General features: G+C 62.1%; 17 protein-coding genes. 11 read left to right on the top strand and 6 right to left on the bottom strand.

Translation table 11 applies throughout. The features are described 5' to 3' along the window. Window positions 1–49: 49 nt before the first annotated feature. On the bottom strand, window positions 50–2236 hold the full coding sequence (gene recG, locus NCS02_RS02390) for an ATP-dependent DNA helicase RecG (RefSeq protein ID WP_008351505.1): 2187 nt from the start codon (window positions 2234–2236) through the stop codon (window positions 50–52). 81 nt (window positions 2237–2317) lie between these two features. Between recG and queA the strand changes: the two genes are divergently transcribed. From queA to NCS02_RS02360, 6 genes are all read left to right on the top strand, one after another. Then, window positions 2318–3352 carry a tRNA preQ1(34) S-adenosylmethionine ribosyltransferase-isomerase QueA gene (gene queA / locus NCS02_RS02385; protein ID WP_034470633.1) on the top strand — a complete coding sequence of 345 codons (1035 nt, stop codon included), beginning with the start codon at window positions 2318–2320 and terminating at the stop codon, window positions 3350–3352. Between the two features lie 47 nt (window positions 3353–3399). Next, entirely contained in the window at window positions 3400–4560 is a 1161-nt protein-coding gene (gene tgt / locus NCS02_RS02380) for a tRNA guanosine(34) transglycosylase Tgt (protein ID WP_034470631.1), read from the top strand. A 183-nt stretch (window positions 4561–4743) separates the two neighbouring features. Further along, window positions 4744–5070, top strand: coding sequence for a preprotein translocase subunit YajC (yajC, locus tag NCS02_RS02375; RefSeq protein WP_008351510.1), 327 nt, complete (start codon window positions 4744–4746; stop codon window positions 5068–5070). Between the two features lie 126 nt (window positions 5071–5196). Next, window positions 5197–7263 carry a protein translocase subunit SecD gene (gene secD / locus NCS02_RS02370; protein ID WP_008351512.1) on the top strand — a complete coding sequence of 689 codons (2067 nt, stop codon included), beginning with the start codon at window positions 5197–5199 and terminating at the stop codon, window positions 7261–7263. Between the two features lie 26 nt (window positions 7264–7289). Further along, window positions 7290–8240, top strand: coding sequence for a protein translocase subunit SecF (gene secF / locus NCS02_RS02365; protein WP_008351514.1), 951 nt, complete (start codon window positions 7290–7292; stop codon window positions 8238–8240). 305 nt (window positions 8241–8545) lie between these two features. After that, window positions 8546–9115 (top strand): hypothetical protein, encoded by a 570-nt coding sequence (locus NCS02_RS02360; protein WP_250519305.1) that lies wholly within the window; start codon window positions 8546–8548, stop codon window positions 9113–9115. A gap of 59 nt (window positions 9116–9174) precedes the next feature. On the opposite strand, the gene NCS02_RS02355 is transcribed toward NCS02_RS02360, so the two are convergent. The 4 genes from NCS02_RS02355 to NCS02_RS02340 all read right to left on the bottom strand — a co-directional run bounded on the left by NCS02_RS02355 (window position 9175) and on the right by NCS02_RS02340 (window position 12161). Beyond that, window positions 9175–10215, bottom strand: a complete 1041-nt coding sequence (locus tag NCS02_RS02355; RefSeq protein ID WP_250481470.1) for a DUF5672 family protein — start codon at window positions 10213–10215, stop codon at window positions 9175–9177. 55 nt (window positions 10216–10270) lie between these two features. Next, window positions 10271–10861 (bottom strand): YceI family protein, encoded by a 591-nt coding sequence (locus tag NCS02_RS02350; RefSeq protein ID WP_008351520.1) that lies wholly within the window; start codon window positions 10859–10861, stop codon window positions 10271–10273. A gap of 59 nt (window positions 10862–10920) precedes the next feature. Then, window positions 10921–11475 carry a YceI family protein gene (locus tag NCS02_RS02345; protein WP_175979802.1) on the bottom strand — a complete coding sequence of 185 codons (555 nt, stop codon included), beginning with the start codon at window positions 11473–11475 and terminating at the stop codon, window positions 10921–10923. Window positions 11476–11591: 116 nt separating this feature from the next. Next, window positions 11592–12161 carry a cytochrome b gene (locus NCS02_RS02340; RefSeq protein WP_008351524.1) on the bottom strand — a complete coding sequence of 190 codons (570 nt, stop codon included), beginning with the start codon at window positions 12159–12161 and terminating at the stop codon, window positions 11592–11594. A gap of 455 nt (window positions 12162–12616) precedes the next feature. Here NCS02_RS02340 and NCS02_RS02335 point away from each other — a divergent pair, with 455 nt between their 5' ends. The 5 genes from NCS02_RS02335 to NCS02_RS02315 all read left to right on the top strand — a co-directional run bounded on the left by NCS02_RS02335 (window position 12617) and on the right by NCS02_RS02315 (window position 17082). After that, window positions 12617–13276, top strand: a complete 660-nt coding sequence (locus NCS02_RS02335) for a paraquat-inducible protein A (RefSeq protein ID WP_250481469.1) — start codon at window positions 12617–12619, stop codon at window positions 13274–13276. Then, complete coding sequence (locus NCS02_RS02330) at window positions 13273–13953, top strand: paraquat-inducible protein A (protein ID WP_250456599.1); 681 nt, start codon at window positions 13273–13275, stop codon at window positions 13951–13953. The genes NCS02_RS02335 and NCS02_RS02330 overlap by 4 nt, the downstream gene beginning before the upstream one ends. Beyond that, the gene (locus tag NCS02_RS02325; protein WP_250478663.1) at window positions 13946–15625 is read left to right on the top strand and encodes a PqiB family protein; all 1680 of its coding nucleotides are present in this window, start codon (window positions 13946–13948) and stop codon (window positions 15623–15625) included. Before NCS02_RS02330 ends, NCS02_RS02325 begins: the two co-directional genes overlap by 8 nt. Further along, window positions 15622–16326: a PqiC family protein gene (locus NCS02_RS02320; RefSeq protein WP_008351532.1), complete on the top strand. Its 705-nt coding sequence runs from the start codon at window positions 15622–15624 to the stop codon at window positions 16324–16326. The genes NCS02_RS02325 and NCS02_RS02320 overlap by 4 nt, the downstream gene beginning before the upstream one ends. Before the next feature lie 144 nt (window positions 16327–16470). Then, window positions 16471–17082 carry a glutathione S-transferase C-terminal domain-containing protein gene (locus NCS02_RS02315; RefSeq protein WP_174447708.1) on the top strand — a complete coding sequence of 204 codons (612 nt, stop codon included), beginning with the start codon at window positions 16471–16473 and terminating at the stop codon, window positions 17080–17082. A gap of 293 nt (window positions 17083–17375) precedes the next feature. Here NCS02_RS02315 and NCS02_RS02310 read toward each other — a convergent pair whose 3' ends face one another. Further along, window positions 17376–17933 (bottom strand): TetR/AcrR family transcriptional regulator, encoded by a 558-nt coding sequence (locus tag NCS02_RS02310; RefSeq protein WP_034470623.1) that lies wholly within the window; start codon window positions 17931–17933, stop codon window positions 17376–17378. Window positions 17934–18086: the final 153 nt, after the last annotated feature.

Here is an 18086-nt window from a genome sequence, read left to right as displayed (position 1 = left end):
CCGGTCCGCGCAGGTTAAATAGGGACCGACATGGCCCGCGCGAGTTCAGTCAAGCCTTCAAATAGTGCTCCCGCGCGCCGAGCCAGCGCGCCAGATGGCGCGTGACGGCGTCGGGAAACTGCGCAAGCATCTGATCGGCGGCGGCGCGCGCCGGTTCGATCAGCCAGCCGTCGTTTTCAAGACTCGCGAATCGCAGCATCGCTTCGCCCGATTGCCGCGCGCCGAGAAACTCGCCGGGACCGCGAATTTCCAGGTCGCGCCGGGCGATCTCGAAGCCATCGGTCGTTTCGCGCATCGTTTGCAGCCGCGCACGCGCCGTCTGCGACAACGGATTCGAGTACATCAGCACGCAGATGGACGCCGCGCTGCCCCGCCCCACGCGTCCGCGCAACTGATGCAACTGCGCGAGGCCGAAGCGCTCGGCATGCTCGATCACCATCAGCGATGCGTTCGGCACGTCCACGCCGACTTCGATCACCGTCGTCGCGACGAGCAATTGCACTTCGTTGCGCGAGAACGCGTCCATCACGGCGGCTTTTTCGGCGGGTGCGAGCCGGCCATGAACCAGCCCGACGCGCAGTTCCGGCAGCGCGGCGACGAGCGTCTCGTAAGTTTCAACGGCCGTCTGAAGCTGAAGTGTCTCGCTTTCTTCGATCAGCGGACAGACCCAATACACTTGCCTTCCGGTCAGCGCCGCCTCGCGCACGCGGCCGATGATCTCGTCGCGCCGTCCGTCGGACACTACTTTGGTGAGAATCGGCGTGCGGCCGGGCGGCAGTTCGTCGATGGTCGAGACATCGAGATCGGCGTAGTACGTCATGGCGAGCGTGCGCGGGATCGGCGTCGCGGACATCATCAGTTGATGCGGCTGGAAATCGGCTTTTCCGTCAGCCGCGTTCAGCGCCTTCGCGCGCAACGCGAGCCGCTGCGCGACGCCGAAGCGATGCTGCTCGTCGACGATCACGAGCCCGAGGCGCGCGAATTCGACCGCGTCCTGAATGATCGCGTGCGTGCCGATGACGAGTTTCGCCGTGCCGAGCGCCGCTGCTTCGAGCGCGGAACGCTTGTCCTTCGCCTTGAGACTGCCCGCGAGCCACGCGACCGTGACCCCGAGCGGCTCTAGCCAGCCGCGCAGCTTGCGCGCGTGCTGCTCCGCGAGAATTTCGGTCGGCGCCATGAGCGCGGCCTGATAACCCGCGTCGACGGCCTGCGCCGCCGCGAGTGCCGCGACGATCGTCTTGCCGCTGCCGACATCGCCCTGAAGCAGACGCTGCATCGGATGCGCGAGCGTCAGTTCGCCCGCGATTTCCGCGACCACGCGCTGCTGCGCGCCAGTCAGCGCGAACGGCAGCGCGCGCAACAGACGCACGACGAGCGACGCGTCGTCGTCCGGCGCGCGGCGCGGCATCGCGGGCGCGGCGCGCGTGCGGCGCTCTTCGTGCGCGCGCTTGAGCGACAACTGCTGCGCCAGCAGTTCCTCGAACTTGATGCGCGTCCACGCCGGATGCGTGCCGTCGATCAGCGCGGTTTCGTCGGAATCGGCGCGCGGATGATGGAGCGTCTTCACGGCGTCGAGCAGACCGGGCACGTTGAGCGGCTGCAAATGCGCCTTCGCGATCGGCGCGGGCAGCAGTTCGGGCAGATCGACGCGCGTGATCGCGTTGTCGATCGCCTTGCGCAAATACGCCTGCGAAATTCCCGCCGTCGACGGATAAACCGGCGTCAGCGCTTGCGGCAGCGGCGTGTCGTCATCGACGGGACGTACCGCCGGATGCACCATCTCCAGCCCGAAAAAGCCGCCGCGCACATCGCCGCGTACGCGCAGACGCACGCCGATCGCCATTTGCTTGACCTGCGAGCCGTAGAAGTTGAGAAAGCGCAGCGTGAGTTCGTCGCCGGAATCGTCGTGGATTTTCACGAGCAACTGACGGCGCGGCCGATACGCGATCTCGTTGTCGAAAACGACGCCTTCGGTCTGCGCGATGTCGCCCGGAATCAGCTCGCCGATGGGCGTGATCTGCGTTTCGTCCTCATAGCGCATCGGCAGATGAAGGACGAGATCGATGTCGGATTTCAGGCCGAGCTTGGCGAGCTTGTCCGCCGTCTTGACGACGGTTTTCGGCTTTTCGTCCGCTTTCGCCTTCTTTTTCGCCGGCGCGGCGGCACGCGGCGCGTCCCTTTCCTCCAGGGTCAGCGGATCGGTCGTGGCGGCGGCGCGGCGGTCGGACAAGGGCATTGACTCTCTTCGCAAGTACAATATGAGGTTTGTTCGGCGCGATTGCACTTCGTTCGCGCCCGTTCGCGCTACGTTCAAGCCATGTTCACGCTTTCCGATTTCGATTTTAATCTGCCGCCCGAGCTGATCGCGCAGAACGCGCTCGCCGAGCGCAGCGCGAGCCGTCTGCTCGAGGTGTCCGATGGCGCGCTCGTCGACCGCCGATTCTCCGAGCTGCCGAACCTGCTCGCACCCGGCGATCTGCTGGTGTTCAACGATACCAAAGTCCTGAAGGCGCGCTTTCCAGGCCAGAAGGCCAGCGGCGGGCGCGTCGAGGTGCTGGTCGAGCGGCTGACCGGCGCGACCACGGCGCTCGCGCAGATCCGCGCGAGCAAGAGCCCGGCCGAAGGCACGACGATCCGCCTCGCGGATGCGTTCGACGTGACCGTCGGCGAACGCGTCGAGCCGTTCTACACGCTGCACTTCCCTGCCGAATGCCTGACGCTCATCGAGCAATACGGGCGCTTGCCGCTGCCGCCGTACATCGAGCACGACGCCGACGCCTACGACGAAACGCGCTATCAGACCGTTTATGCGGCAAATCCGGGCGCGGTCGCCGCGCCGACCGCCGGCCTGCACTTCGACGACGCGCTGTTCGCCGAACTCGAAAAACGCGGCGTCGAGCGCGCGACGCTGACGCTGCACGTCGGCGCGGGCACGTTCCAGCCGGTGCGCGTCGAGAACATCGCGGAGCACAAGATGCATAGCGAGTGGTACGACCTGCCGCAATCGCTCGTCGATCGCATCGCGGCGGTGAAGGCGCGCGGCAACAAGGTGATCGCGGTCGGCACGACGTCGATGCGCGCGCTCGAAGCCGCCGCGCGCGACGCCGCGCAAGCGAACCGCCCGCTCTCGGCGACGCAGGCCGAAACCGATATCTTCATCACGCCGGGCTACGCGTTTCGCGTCGTCGACCGGCTCGTGACGAATTTCCATCTGCCGAAGTCGACGCTGCTGATGCTCGTCTCCGCGTTCGCCGGCATGGATACGATTCGCGATGCATATCGTCACGCAATCGAGCAAAAGTACCGTTTCTTCAGCTACGGCGACGCAATGCTTCTGACTCGCCGCGACTAGTTTTCTCAACCGATGCGCTGGACTGTTTTCCAGTGGCAGGAACTCAAATGACCGCAACCCACACTCCGCCCGACAACGGGCTCAAGTTCGAACTGCTGACGACCGATGGCCAGGCGCGCCGTGGCCGTCTGACGCTCAATCACGGCGTCGTCGAAACGCCGATCTTCATGCCGGTCGGCACTTACGGCACCGTCAAGGCAATCCAGCCGCGCGAACTCGAAGAGATCCGCGCGCAGATCATCCTCGGCAACACATTCCATTTGTGGCTGCGTCCCGGTCTCGAAGTGATCGGCGCGCACGGCGGCCTGCACAAGTTCATGGGATGGAACCGGCCGATCTTGACTGACTCCGGCGGCTTCCAGGTATTTTCGCTCGGCGATCTGCGCAAGATCACCGAAGATGGCGTCACGTTCGCGTCGCCGATCAATGGCGACAAACTCTTCCTGTCGCCGGAAGTATCGATGCAGATTCAGAAGGTGCTGAACTCCGACATCGTCATGCAGTTCGACGAATGCACGCCCTACTCGACCAATGGCATTCCCACCTCGCACAAGGACGCCGCCGATTCCATGCGCATGTCGATGCGCTGGGCGAAGCGCTCCATCGACGAGTTCAACCGGCTAGGCAATCCGAACGCGCTCTTCGGCATCGTGCAGGGTGGTATGTTCGAAGACCTGCGCGACGAATCGCTCGCGGGCCTCTCGGACATCGGTTTCCACGGCCTCGCGATCGGCGGGCTGTCGGTCGGCGAGCCGAAGGAAGACATGATGCGCGTGCTGAATCACATCGGCCCGAAGCTGCCCGCCGACAAGCCGCATTACCTGATGGGCGTCGGCACGCCGGAGGATCTCGTCGCGGGCGTCGCGGCGGGCGTCGACATGTTCGACTGCGTGATGCCCACGCGCAACGCGCGCAACGGCTGGCTCTTCACGCGTTTCGGCGATCTGAAGATCAAGAACGCGACGCACAAGAACTCGATGAAGCCGCTCGACGAATCCTGCGGCTGCTACACGTGCCGGAACTTCACGCGCGGCTATCTGCATCATCTGCATCGCGTCGGCGAGATTCTCGGCGCGCAATTGAACACGATTCACAACCTGCACTATTACCTGCAACTCATTGGCGAAGTGCGCGAATCGATCGAAAATCATACGTTCGAGGCGTTTCGCAAGACGTTCGCGGAGAATCGCGCGCGCGGCGTGGATTGAAAACGCGCGGCTTCGTTGCGCCAAGCTTTACAATCTGCTTTCTACTGCTTGCGATAAGGCCCGCGAATCGTCCGTAACGGCTTGATGGCAAAGCGCATTCGGGCATTTTCGGGCAGGTGCGGGTGGTAGAATGCCGGGCTGACTTCCAGTCAATTATTTCGATGTAACAACGGAGAGACCAACGTGTCGTTCATTTCCAATGCCTTTGCACAAGGCGCAACCGGTGGCGCGGAATCGAGCCTGATGAGCTTCCTGCCGCTGATCCTGATGTTCGCGGTGCTGTACTTCATCATGATCCGTCCGCAGATGAAGCGTCAGAAGGAGCATCGCAACATGCTCGCCGCCATGGCCAAGGGCGACGAAGTGGTGACGAATGGCGGCATCGTCGGCAAGATCACGAAGGTGACGGACGCCTACGTCGGCGTGGAAATCGCCGAAGGCACGGAAATCACCATCCAGAAGGCGGCAGTGACGACCATTCTCCCGAAGGGCACGATCAAGTCGCTGTAAGGCCACTCGTTCCACCGCGTCCGGCGCGGCCTCGCTCACCGAGCCATCCGGGTCTTCAGACCGGCTCGTCGCGCATATCGCCGGACGCCCTCTCCTCCGAAGCCAACTTTCCGGTCGGCCATTCCCATGAATCGTTATCCCCTCTGGAAGTATGTCGTGATGCTGGTGGCGCTCGTCATCGGCCTCGTGTACACGCTCCCCAACTTCTTCGGCGAAGCGCCCGCAGTTCAGGTATCGAGCGGCAAGGCGACGGTCAAGCTCGACTCGACCACGCTTTCGAACGTCGAAGCCGCGCTCGCCGCGAGCAACATCAAGGCCGACGAAGTCACCTTCGACAATTCGCAGCTGAACGCGAACATCCGCGTACGTCTGAAAGACACGGACACGCAGCTGCATGTGAAGGATCTGCTTTCGAAGGCGCTGAACACCGATCCGAGCGATCCGCAGTACATCGTCGCGCTGAATCTGCAGAGCGCCTCGCCGCGCTGGCTGACGGCCCTGCACGCACTGCCGATGTACCTCGGTCTCGATCTGCGCGGCGGCGTGCACTTCCTGCTGCAGGTCGACATGGCCGGCGCGCTCAACAAGAAGCTCGACTCCGACGCCGCCGATGCGCGCACCTATCTGCGCGACCGCAATATCCGCGATGGCGGCGTGAACCGGGTCGGGCAATCGGTCGTCGTGAGTTTCTCGGATCAGGCGGGCGCGGACAACGCGCGCACGCTGCTCCAGACGGGCGTGTCCGAACTGCAATGGACGACGCGCCAGGGCGGTGATGGCTTTCAGGTCGTCGGCACGTTCTCGCCCGCCGCGCAGAAAGTCGTCGAGGACAGCGCGCTCAAGCAGAACATCACCACGCTGCATAACCGCGTGAACGAACTCGGCGTCGCGGAGCCGGTGATCCAGCAGCAAGGCTCCGACCGCATCGTGGTCGAGCTGCCGGGCGTGCAGGACACGGCGAAGGCGAAGGACATCATCGGCCGCACGGCGACGCTCGAAGCGCGTCTCGCGGATCCGGTCAACACCTATATCGGCCCGAACGACGCGGTGCCGCCCGGCGACGAAGCGTTCAAGCAGGGCGATCGCATCGTGCTGCTGCGCAAGCAGGTGATCTTCACCGGCGACCGCATCATCGACGCGTCCGCGGGCTTCGACGACCATCAACGACCTTCGGTCAATATCCGTCTGGATTCTGCGGGCGGACGCGCGGTGTCGTCCGTGTCGCGCGACAACATCGGCAAGCCGATGGCGATGGTGCTGTTCGAAAAGGGCAAGGGCGAAGTGCTGACGGTCGCGACCATTCAGTCCGAACTCGGCGACCGCTTCTCGATCACCGGCCAGCCGACGCCGCAAGCCGCAACCGATCTCGCGCTGCTCCTGCGCGCGGGTTCGCTCGCCGCGCCGATGGACATCATCGAGGAACGCACGGTCGGCCCGAGCCTCGGCGCGGACAACATCAAGAAGGGCTTCGATTCGGTCACGTACGGTTTCGCCGCGATCGCCGTCTTCATGATCGCGTACTACCTGCTCTTCGGCGTGTTCTCCATGCTGGCGCTGTCGGTGAACCTGCTGCTGCTCGTCGCCGTGCTGTCGTTGCTTCAGGCGACGCTGACCTTGCCGGGTATCGCGGCTATCGCGCTCGCGCTCGGTATGGCGATCGACGCGAACGTGCTGATCAACGAACGTATCCGCGAGGAACTGCGTAACGGCGCGCCGCCGCAGACCGCGATTCAGGAAGGCTTCAAGCACGCGTGGGCGACGATTCTCGACTCGAACGTCACGACACTGATCGCCGGCCTCGCGCTGCTCGCGTTCGGTTCGGGTCCGGTGCGCGGCTTCGCGGTGGTGCACTGTATCGGCATTCTGACGTCGATGTTCTCGGCGGTGTTCTTCTCGCGCGGCCTCGTGAACCTGTGGTACGGCGGCAAGAAGAAGCTGAAGTCGCTCGCGATCGGTCAGGTGTGGCGTCCGGAAGGCACGAATGCCGAAGCGGCCGCGGCGGCTTATCTCGCGGCGCAACGCGGCGATGAATCGCCCGTCGACGAAATCGTGAAAACGGCCAAGGGCAAGACGAAGACCGCAGTGGCCGCGCCGCGCCAGACCGAACAAGCGCCGGCGCGCACGGGCAAGCCGACGGTGCGCCGTCGTTCGGGCCCCGGCATCGATCAACAGAAACCGGGCGAGTCCCGCTGAATCCGCTGAGTCCGGAGCAATAGACAATGGAATTCTTCCGCATTCGCCGCGATTTGCCGTTCATGGAGCGCGCGTTGATTTTCAACGTGATTTCGCTCGTGACGTTCCTCGTGGCCGTATTTTTCCTCGTGCATCGCGGGCTGCATCTGTCGGTGGAATTCACCGGCGGCACGGTCGTCGAGGTGCAGTATCCGCAAGCCGCGCAACTCGAACCGGTGCGCGCGTCGATGTCGAAGCTCGGCTATCCCGACGCGCAGGTGCAGAACTTCGGCACGTCGCAGGACGTGTTGATCCGTCTGCCGCTCAAGCAGGGTTTGACGTCCGCGCAGCAGAGCGATCAGGTGATGACCGCGCTCAAGGCCGACAACGCTGCCGTGAAGCTGCAGCGCGTCGAGTTCGTCGGTCCGCAAGTCGGCAAGGAACTCGTGACGAACGGCCTGCTCGCGCTCGCATGCGTGGTTATCGGCATCGTGATTTACCTGTCGTTCCGCTTCGAGTGGAAGTACGCGGTCGCGGGCATCATCGCGAACCTGCACGACGTGGTCATCATTCTCGGCTTCTTCGCCTATTTCCAGTGGGAGTTCTCGCTGTCCGTTCTGGCGGCGATTCTCGCGGTGCTCGGCTATTCGGTGAACGAGTCGGTGGTTATCTTCGACCGGATCCGCGAAACGTTCCGCAAGCAACGCAAGATGAGCGTGAAGGAAGTGATCGACCACGCGATCACGAGCACGATGTCGCGAACCATCATCACCCACGGCTGTACGGAAATGATGGTGCTGTCGATGTTCTTCTTCGGCGGCCCGACGCTGCATTACTTCGCGCTGGCGCTGACCGTCGGTATTCTGTTCGGCATTTACTCGTCGGTGTTCGTCGCGGCGGCGCTCGCGATGTGGTTCGGCGTGAAGCGCGAGGATCTCGTGAAGGACAAGAAAGACAAGTACGATCCGAACGATCCGAATGCGGGTGCGCAGGTTTGAGCGTTGCGGCGCACTGAAAGCTGAAACCAAAACGGGCCAGTCATCGTGACTGGCCCGTTTGCTTTTCCGGCTCCCGAATTTCATCAAATTTCGACGCAAGAACAAAAGACAACCTCGACTTCGACTAGGCTCGAATCCGCACGCAATGCGCTGCCGAGCAAATCAGTCCGTTCCAACCGTACGTTATGTCGTCCTCACAGAAAAACAAAATCGGGATTTTCATCCCGACTTACAATCGCCCGGAATTGCTACGGAGTTGTGTCCTGCAACTGCTCGCCCAAACGCGACGCCCGGATATCATTTGCGTGCATCAGAACGGAGCCGGAGACAACTACGCATGGTGCGTCATGGATCTCGGCGCGCCCGTAGTATGGATGTACACGCCCCAGAGCATTCCCCAAAACGACTGGTATCGGATTCCGTTGAATCATCTCATCCAGGAGGACTGCACTCATTTTTTCTGGATGGATCACGACGACATCTATCTCACCAACCACATCGAAACCTGCGTCGCCGAACTCGATAGCGGCTACGACTTCAGGATCTCAAAACATTGCGGCATCCTTATTTCCCGTTCGGAGAAATACGAGTACCTACCGCATGCTTTATTCAAGGACATTCACGCCACGGGCGGAATGAGCGCTTCGATGGCGTTCACCTTGCCGTTCGCGACGGCGCTGTCCGCCGACCTGAGCAATCCCGAGTTCAACCAAGTCTTTTCGGACGAAGTTCTAGCGCGCCATACCATGCCGCGTTTCCGCTGCCTGCAGTCGACAGAGAGAACAACCATTTACTTTTCTCATGCGATGTCGCTGTCGTCCGCACATTGGGTTCGTGAGGAAACGTCTTTCCCCGAGTATCGAAGCGATGCGTGAAATACGTCGAGCCGATAAGAACGACCGGGCCTGTCTTCGCGGACAGGCCCGTTTTCATTTCAGGCGATGAAGCGCTCAGGAGCCTCCGCCCATCGCGCCGCCTCGCGCAATCGATCTTCGCAAAATGAGATGCACAGTTGCGACACCGCGGCGGAAAAGCCGCAGTCAGTCAACGTATCCCTGATATGTTCCGCGCTTACCGTCTCCCGCATGCGGGCATACAGGATCTGCGCCGTCGCGACGTTACGGGTGCCAACATAGTTGCCATATAGCGCGATCATGGCCCGCCCCGAAATCGTGCTCGGATGCGCGATCTGAAGCAGTTCGATCAATTCCGCCTCGCTGATATAGCGGTGCATATTGTGTGGCGAGTGAAAACCGAATGTCGGTCCGCTCGGCTGGGTGTTTTCGTATGAGAATCGATCGGCGACGTCCTCGGGCGCGAAGCGAATGCCGTGCTCCCTTTCGAGAATCGGCCGGAAATGGCGGGCGATCAGTTCGTCTTCCCAGACTGCTTCGCTCAGCGGGAATGCGTCGCTGGCGAGCAGCCGCATGAGCTTCGCCGAACGCAGGGAAAATCCCCCGTTTCCCACCGACATGCCGTCCGTGCACCAAGGCCAGCGCGCACCGATGTAGTCGTAGTCGAGAAATTCCGCGCGCCACGCGGACGGATCGACGACGTAGCCGTCCCACTGAATCAGCAGCACCCAAGGCGTGCGGATGTGCTGAATGACTTGTTTCAGCACGAAATCGCTGTACTGTTCGCGCGAAGCAATATGCGGCGTACGCACAATGCGCGCTTTGGTCGCGATCTCTTCATGCGTGAACAACACGACATCGCCGAAGTCGCAGTGCGCGCTCGATATTTCCAGCGCCCGCGCGGCAAGCCGGGGATTGAGTGAATCGACAGCGCAAACGGTTACATCGCGGAGGTCGGGACGCAATTCATGGATCATATTCGTTTTGGAATGCAGAGCAAATTTTGGCGCGCTTTCGGCTGGCAAGGAGCGGCCGGTCCTGGCGCACGCGAAACTACCATCCTTCAATTGGCAGGCGGCGATTGCCTGCAAAAATTGCCAAACCCAAAACTCGATCCACAAAAAAGGCTTCGCGCATGACACGCGAAGCCTTCTCGAAGCAGCAATGGAGCGCGAGTTACTGCTTCACGCCCTCAGCCTGAATATGCAGCACCGTCGTCAGGCTGAAACCATACGACTTGCCGTAATCCATCCCGAAGTCGCCGCGATCGAAGGTCGCCGTCGCTTCGACGCCGCACACTTCCTTCTTCATCATCGGGTTCATGAAGCACTTGAAGCTCTCGATCTTCAGGTTCATCGGCTTCGTCACGCCGTGCATCGTCAACGTGCCGATCACTTCGGAAGGCTTGTCGCCGTCGAATTTGATCGACGTGCCCTTGTACTCGGCTGTCGGATACTTCGCGACGTCGAAGAACTCGGCCTTTTGCAGATGCTCGTCCAGCTTCGCATTGCCGGTGTTGACCGAAGCGATGTCGATCGTCACGTTCACCGTGCCGGTCTTCGCCGCGCGGTCGAGCGTGACTTCACCGCTGCTCTTGTTGAACTTGCCGCGCCACGTCGACACGCCACCGAAGTGGTCCGCCTCGAAGCTCGGATAAGTGTGGTTCGGGTCGAGCTTGTACGTGTCGGCGGCGAATGCGCTCACCGAGGCGCCGAACGACAGTCCCAATGCGAGCGCGCTCGCGGCAATGATCGAAAGCTTTTTCAAGTTCTTCTCCTGACTAACCAGATACGCTGACTATGCGTCGTGTGTGACAAAAACGCCGCTCACTTCTTCGCGGCAACGATGTGAAACTTGATGACGACGTCGTCCGCGACGATCGACGTATCTTTCCATTCGCCCGTTCCGACATCGAACTGGGTGCGCTTGATCGGCAGCGCGCCGTCGAAGGTTTCCGTCGCGCCCTGCTGCGTGACCGTCACCGGCACCGTGACCGTCTGCGACTTGCCCTTGATCGTGATCTTGCCGGTCACGTTGTACTTGTTGCCGCCCGCCGGGGCGATCGCGCTGGAGACGAACGTCGCGCTCGGATACTTGCCCGCGTCGAACCATTCCGCGCCGCGCACCTGCTTGTTGTAATCGTCGTCGCCGAGGTCGTAGCTGCCGGTGTCGATCGTGATGTTCGCCGAGCCCGCCGTCGGCTTCGCCGGATCGAACGCAATCTGCGCGCTGAACTTGTTGAACTTGCCGTCGGTGGGCACGTTCATCTGCTTCGACGTGGCTGTCACCGTGCTCTTGCTCATGTCTACCTGCGCATGCGCGCCCGCGATCATCGCGAACCAAGCAGCGGCTGCCATCCAACGGTTGAGTTTCACTTTCATGTGTGCCCTATTCAAACGGTTCGAATGAACAAACCGGTATTGGAAATCATAAGTACGCGATCACAATCAGCCGCCGGGAAACGCCTTGCCAACGGCGAGGAAACAATGACACGCGTTCATCTGAGAAACGGCAGCATGCGGCCGAGCAGGCCGTCGCGATCGACGAAATGATGCTTCAGCGCAGCCAGAACGTGCATCACGACGAAGAACAGCAACGTGTAGTTCAACGCGATGTGCACGATGCGCAGCGTCGCCTTCAGCGCCTTGTCCGGTCCGATGATCGTCGGCAGCGGCAGCACGCCGAGATACACGACCTGAATGCCGGCCGCCGAGCTGTACAGATAACCCGACACGGGAATGACGAGCATCAGCGCGTAAAGCAGAATATGCGTGAGATGCGCCGCGCCCTGTTGCCAGCGCGGCATGCCATCGGGCATCGACGGCGCCTGGTGCGTGGCGCGCCAGACGACGCGCAGCAGCGCGAGCGCGAACACCGTTACGCCGATCCACTTGTGCCACGAGAAGTATTTGAGCTTCGTCGGCGTGAAGCCCGGAATGTCCGTCATGATCCAGCCGAGCCAGAAGCCGCCCACGATCAACAACGCGATCAGCCAGTGCAGACCGATCGCCGTGGCGCTGTATCGTTGCGCCGGCGCGCTCGCCGTGATGCCAGCGGTGCTTTCCATATTGCTCTCACCCAAGTGTTCGATGTCGCACGGCCTGCCGCCGCCTGACGACAAGTGTTCAAGGCCGCCATGCTACCTCAACGATAACGAATTGCCAGCGCGCGCAAAAAGGCCCGCGCCGAACCGGCAAACCCAGTCCCGACGCGGCTTTGCGGGCTTTCGAGCCGGCTCGGCGAGCCTCGTGTGCCGCCCATGCAACGAACTATTCCATGCGTGCAACGGTCGATGAAGGCGCGAACCGCGACCGATTCCGGCATCGATGTATTAACGGGCGGCCAGGCAGTTTAATTCCGCTTGTAAAGAAGCGTTCTGTCCAAATTCGCCCGCCCCGCGCCATTTGATACCATGCTGCTACCAATCTCGCTGGCCCGCCGTTTGCTATGCCCGGTCGGAGCCGGTCTCGCGGCGCCCGACCAATACGCTCGACAAGCCTCGGGCCTCGACCATGAACGCGAATGAACGCGAACGAATCCGATGACCTGATCGCGTGTCACGAATGCGACGCGCTCTTCCATAAACGTGCATTGCCTCGACGCACCTCGGCGAAATGCCCTCGCTGCGGATCGCTGCTCTATCGAAGCATCTCGTCGAACCTCGACAAGATCTTGGCGATGACGCTCGCCGCGCTCTTCACGTTCCTGATCGCGCAAGGCTTTCCCATCGTCGAGCTGGAGGCGAACGGCCTCACGTCGGAGACGACGCTCATCGGCGCGATCCTCGCGTTGTGGAACGAGCAGATGGAAATCATGGCGGTGCTCGTCTTCTGCTCGACCATCCTGTTTCCGTTGTGCGAACTCGTTGCCCTGCTCTACGTGCTGCTTCCGCTGCGTTCCGGTTACGTGCCGCCTGGCTTCAACGCAATCCTGCGGGGCATTCAGCTCGTGCGTCCGTGGGGCATGATCGAAGTCTTCATGCTCGGCGTGCTCGTCACGCTCGTGAAGATGGTGAGCATCGCGCGCGTGATTCCCGAAGCGGCGCTCTTCGCGTTCGGCGCGCTGACGCTCATGTTCGCCGTCGTCGTGAGCTTCGATCCGCGCGCGTTGTGGGACATCGCGGCAAGGCTCGGTCCGCGCGGATCGAAGCGCGTCACAACCACGGCGAGGCAAAAATCGTGAGCGATTCCATCGATCCGAAAACCGGCGAAGCGGCGCGCGAAACGCAGTTCATCACGGCGTCGCGCGCGAATGTCGTGTCGTGTCATGCGTGCGGACTCGTGCAGCCGCTCGCGCACACCGTCGAGAAACAGCGCTGCACGCGCTGCGACGCCGTCGTGCACCGGCGTCATCCGGACAGCATCGCGCGTACGTGGGCACTGCTCATCAGCGCGGCGATTCTCTACATTCCGGCGAACCTCTTTCCGATCATGCATACGTCGTCGATTCTCGGTTCCGAGGACGACACCATCATGAGCGGTGTCGCGCTCTTCTGGAACGACGGCGACTATCCGCTCGCGGCGGTGATTTTCATCGCCAGCATTCTCGTGCCGATGCTCAAGCTCGTCACGCTCGCCTTTCTTACCATCAGCGTGCAGCGGCGCTCCACATGGCAGCCGCGTCAGCGCACGACGCTCTTTCGCATCGTCGAGGGCATCGGGCGCTGGTCGATGCTCGACGTCTTCGTCATCACGCTCACCATCGCGCTCGTGCGCTTCAAGTCGCTCGCCGTCATCACGCCGGGACCGGGCGCGCTCGCGTTCGCGTCGGTGGTCGTGCTGACGATGATCGCGTCCATGCAATTCGACCCGCGCCTCATGTGGGACAACATCGAACCGTCAGGAAAGAAACATGACTAGCGCCCAAGGTCCGAACGACCCGAAGCAGCCCGCGCCGCCCGCCAGCAACGCCGGCAGCGGTAAAGGGGACAAGGGCGGCCTCCCGCCGAACCTCCCCGAACCCGTGATCGAGCCGCGCAGCCGCTGGCTGCCCTCGCTCGTGTGGGTGATTCCGCTCGTCGCGGCGCTGATCGGCGTGATTCTCGTCGTGAAGACGGTGTCGAGCCGCGGACCGACCGTGACGATCAGCTTCGTTTCCGCGGAAGGCCTCGAGCCCGGCAAGACGAAAGTGAAGTTCAAGGACGTGGATATCGGCACGGTGAAGACGATCACGCTGTCGAAGGATCACGCGCGCGTGCTCGTCGACGTGCAGCTCACCAAGGAAGCCACCGATTTCGCCGTCAAGGACACGCGCTTCTGGATCGTGCGTCCGCGCGTTGCGGCAAGCGGCGTGACCGGCCTGTCGACGCTTTTGTCCGGCGCGTATATCGGCGTCGATGCGGGCAAGTCGACCGACGATGAGACTTATTTCGTCGGGCTCGAAACGCCACCCGCCGTCACCGGCGATCAGAAAGGCCATACGTTCACGCTGCACGGCGAATCACTCGGCTCGCTGGATATCGGCTCGCCCGTCTATTACCGGCGCGTGCAGGTCGGCCAGGTCGTCGCGTTCTCGCTCGACAAGGACGGCACCGGCGTCACGCTGCAGGTATTCGTCACCGCGCCTTACGATCAGTACGTCGGCACCAACTCGCGCTGGTGGCATGCGAGCGGCGTCGATCTGCGGCTCGATTCGAGCGGCTTCACGCTCAACACGCAATCGCTCGCAACGGTCGTGCTCGGCGGCATCGCGTTCCAGACGCCGCCGAACCAGCAATCCGGCCCGCAGGCGCAAAACAACGCGACCTTCCGTCTGGCCGGCGATCAGTCCGACGCGATGCGCGATCCGGACGGCGAGGCCGTGCACGTCGTGATGAACTTCAATCAGTCGCTGCGCGGCCTGTCGGTCGGCGCGCCGGTCGATTTCCGCGGCATCGTGCTGGGGCAGGTCACGGGCATCGGCGTGCAATACGATCAGAAGTCGCATTCGTTCATGATGCCGGTCACGATCGACCTCTACCCGGATCGCCTCGGCAAGCGCGCGCGTCAGGCGCTGCCGGAGCAAGGTTCGGTGGCGAGCCAGGACATGCTGCAACTGCTCGTGAAGCGCGGGCTGCGCGGACAGTTGCGCACCGGCAACCTGCTGACGAGCCAGTTGTATGTCGCGCTCGACTTCTTCCCGAAAGCGCCGCCCGCGAAGGTCAGCGTTGGCAACGATCCGATCGAACTGCCGACCGTGCCGAACACGCTCGACGAGCTGCAGCTGCAGATCGCCGACATCGCGCGCAAGATCGACAAGATTCCGTTCGACGAGATCGGCACGAATCTGAACGGCTCGCTCAAGAACGCCAACGCGCTCTTCGACAAGATGGACAAGGAAGTCCTGCCGGAAATGCGCGACACGCTCACGCAGGCCAAGCAGACGTTCGGTCAGGCGCAATCGACGTTGCAGTCGGATTCGCCGCTTCAGTCGGACGTGCATCAGGCGCTGCAGGAACTCACGCGCACGCTGCAATCGCTCAACTCGCTCGCGGATTATCTGGAGCGCCATCCGGAATCGCTCTTGCGCGGAAAATCGGGAGATAAACCATGAAGTTCGGCTCGTTGATGTTGACTCTGAGCGCAGCGGCGATGCTCGCTGCCTGCGCCTCGCCGACGAGCCGTTTCTACACGCTCGGCGGCGGCGACGCGCGGCCCGTGCCGTCGACGCAGGCTTCGTTCTATTTCGAGCTTGCGCCCGTCGACATGCCGCAGCAGGTCGCGAAGAATCAGTTGGTGGTGCAGACGAGTCCCGCGCAGGTGCGCGTGCTCGAAGAGGAACGCTGGGCGTCGCTGCCGGGCGACGAAGTGCGGCGCGCACTCTCCGCCGATCTCACGCAGCAGCTCGGTGCGATCGACGTCTACGGCACGCCGCATCCGGAATCGGTGCCGGTATATCGCGTGAAGGTGAACGTGCAGCGCTTCGAATCGTGGCCGGGCGCGCAAGCGGTGATCGACGCCGTGTGGAGCGTGCGCGCCGCCGGATCCGATACGGTGCTGACATGCCGGACGCTCGCGCAGGAACGCGTCGGCTCCGGTTACGACGCGCTCGTCGACGGCCATCGCAAGGCGGTCGACGAACTCGCCGCCGCGATCTCCGCAGGTGTGCGCAGCCTCGGTTCCTTGCCGCACGCGACGGCGAGCGCGCCTTCGGCATCCGCGAAGGGCAAGAGCGGCGCCAGTTCCAAACCCGCCGCGGCGCCGGTGCTGCCGTGTCCGCCAATGGGCGCAGCAACCACTGCCAGCGCGCAGTGATCCATGACGCCCGGCGCGCGCCGGGTGCGCTTCATGTTGTCGGCAGGCGACATTGTCGGCCGCCGCTATCTCTAATTCGCCGATGGTTCGCGCGCGCCGGTTAAGATCGTCGACGCCCGCATTTCGAATCAACGTGAAAATTAGATGATGAAACTGATCGGTTCGCACCCCAGCCCATTCGTCCGCAAGGTGCGGATCGTCATGGCGGAAAAGAAGATCGACTGCGAACTGGTGCTCGAAGACGTCTGGGCATCCGATTCGAAGATCCACGACTACAACCCGCTCGGCAAAGTGCCGTGCCTCATTCTCGACGACGGCGAAGCGGTATTCGATTCGCGCGTCATCTGCGAGTTCGTGGACACGCTCACGCCGGTCGGCAAGCTGCTGCCGCAGGAGCGGCGCGAGCGCACCGAAGTGCGCTGCTGGGAAGCGCTCGCCGACGGCATGCTCGACGCCGCCGTGCTGATCCGTCTCGAAGGCGTGTTGCGCGAAGAGGAACATCGCAGCGACAAATGGATCGCGCGGCAACGTCACAAGATCGAAGACGGCTTGCGCGCGATGGCGCGCGGCATCGGCTCGAAGCAATGGTGCTCGGCGAATCGCTTCACGCTTGCGGATATCGCCTGCGGCTGCGCACTGGGCTATCTCGATTTCCGTATGCCCGATCTGAACTGGCGCGACGCACATCCGAATCTCGACAAGTATTACGCGCGTATTTCGCAGCGTCAGTCGTTCGTGGATACCGCGCCGGTCTGATTCCTTTCTTGGACCAAGCTCCCGCGCGCGGCGGGAGCTTCCGGCGCACTCGGAAGCGCAAAGTGGGATCGAAGATTATCTACTGCTAGATAGATCACCGGCGAAGGGCGCGATCGACCGATTCTCTCCCAAACCCCTTTTCTTCCTGAAACCATCGGTCCGCGTGCGGCGACATGGTTCGAACGACGAATCGGGGTCAGAGAAATGCTCCATTCCGCCAAAATCTATCTACTCAACGGTAGATAATCAACGGCCAGTTCAGGGGTTTTTCACAAGGTTATCCACAGGCTTATCTACCGCCGAAATGCGTCTGCGACCTCTTCAAGCCGCGACCGCGTCTGAAACAGGCGGCATGCAAGCAAACTCCCCTGAAACGCTGCATACAAGGTGCGTGCCGCCGCTTCGGGCTTTCCGCCAGCGTCGAGCGTGTCTTGCGCTTCGCCTTCGGCCAGAACTTTCGCCAGCCAGGTTTCATTCGCCTTGTAGAACGATTGCACCGCGTGCCGTACTTTCTCCGGCAGCGACTCGATATCCGACGCAAGCATGCCGCACAGACAGATCTGATTGCCGTCGCCGATGATCCTTCCAAATAGCTTCGTATAGCGGTCGAGTTTCTTGTCGGCCGGGGCGGAGCTGTCGATCGCGTAGATCGTCGACATCACGTCGGCGCTATACGCATTCACCGCTTCGAGCGCGAGATCTTCCTTGGTCGGGAAATAATAGTGAATGCTCGACGTTTTCACGCCGACCAGTTCGGACAAATCGCGAAAACTGAAGCCGTTATAGCCGCGCGTCATCAACAGCGTCTGAGCGTGATCCAGTAGAGCGTCGCGTACCGTGTTCTTGTCCATTTCGCGTATCTCTGCAATTGTCCCTGCATTCGGTGTGCGTTAATTATCTACTACTAGATAGACGATCAAGCGACTGTTTCAAAAAAGTTTTTATCGGATCGATAGAAATAAGCCCCGACCGAAGCCGAGGCTGATCGCTCGCTTGCCGCCGGC

It is taken from the genome of Caballeronia sp. NCF2 (assembly GCF_023631205.1).
In the GTDB taxonomy this organism is placed as follows: Bacteria; Pseudomonadota; Gammaproteobacteria; order Burkholderiales; family Burkholderiaceae; genus Caballeronia; species Caballeronia zhejiangensis.
Note: the sequence above shows the minus strand (reverse complement) of the source record. Positions and strands in the feature narration are given on the sequence as shown.

What these genes read in the sequence shown, in the direction of transcription:
- recG (WP_008351505.1), bottom strand. Translation starts at nt 2,236, where the DNA reads ATGCCCTTGTCCGACCGCCGCGCCGCCGCCACGACCGATCCGCTGACC.
- queA (WP_034470633.1), top strand. Translation starts at nt 2,318, where the DNA reads ATGTTCACGCTTTCCGATTTCGATTTTAATCTGCCGCCCGAGCTGATC.
- tgt (WP_034470631.1), top strand. Translation starts at nt 3,400, where the DNA reads ATGACCGCAACCCACACTCCGCCCGACAACGGGCTCAAGTTCGAACTG.
- secD (WP_008351512.1), top strand. Translation starts at nt 5,197, where the DNA reads ATGAATCGTTATCCCCTCTGGAAGTATGTCGTGATGCTGGTGGCGCTC.
- secF (WP_008351514.1), top strand. Translation starts at nt 7,290, where the DNA reads ATGGAATTCTTCCGCATTCGCCGCGATTTGCCGTTCATGGAGCGCGCG.
- NCS02_RS02345 (WP_175979802.1), bottom strand. Translation starts at nt 11,475, where the DNA reads ATGAAAGTGAAACTCAACCGTTGGATGGCAGCCGCTGCTTGGTTCGCG.
- NCS02_RS02340 (WP_008351524.1), bottom strand. Translation starts at nt 12,161, where the DNA reads ATGGAAAGCACCGCTGGCATCACGGCGAGCGCGCCGGCGCAACGATAC.
- NCS02_RS02335 (WP_250481469.1), top strand. Translation starts at nt 12,617, where the DNA reads ATGAACGCGAACGAATCCGATGACCTGATCGCGTGTCACGAATGCGAC.
- NCS02_RS02325 (WP_250478663.1), top strand. Translation starts at nt 13,946, where the DNA reads ATGACTAGCGCCCAAGGTCCGAACGACCCGAAGCAGCCCGCGCCGCCC.
- NCS02_RS02320 (WP_008351532.1), top strand. Translation starts at nt 15,622, where the DNA reads ATGAAGTTCGGCTCGTTGATGTTGACTCTGAGCGCAGCGGCGATGCTC.
- NCS02_RS02315 (WP_174447708.1), top strand. Translation starts at nt 16,471, where the DNA reads ATGATGAAACTGATCGGTTCGCACCCCAGCCCATTCGTCCGCAAGGTG.
- NCS02_RS02310 (WP_034470623.1), bottom strand. Translation starts at nt 17,933, where the DNA reads ATGGACAAGAACACGGTACGCGACGCTCTACTGGATCACGCTCAGACG.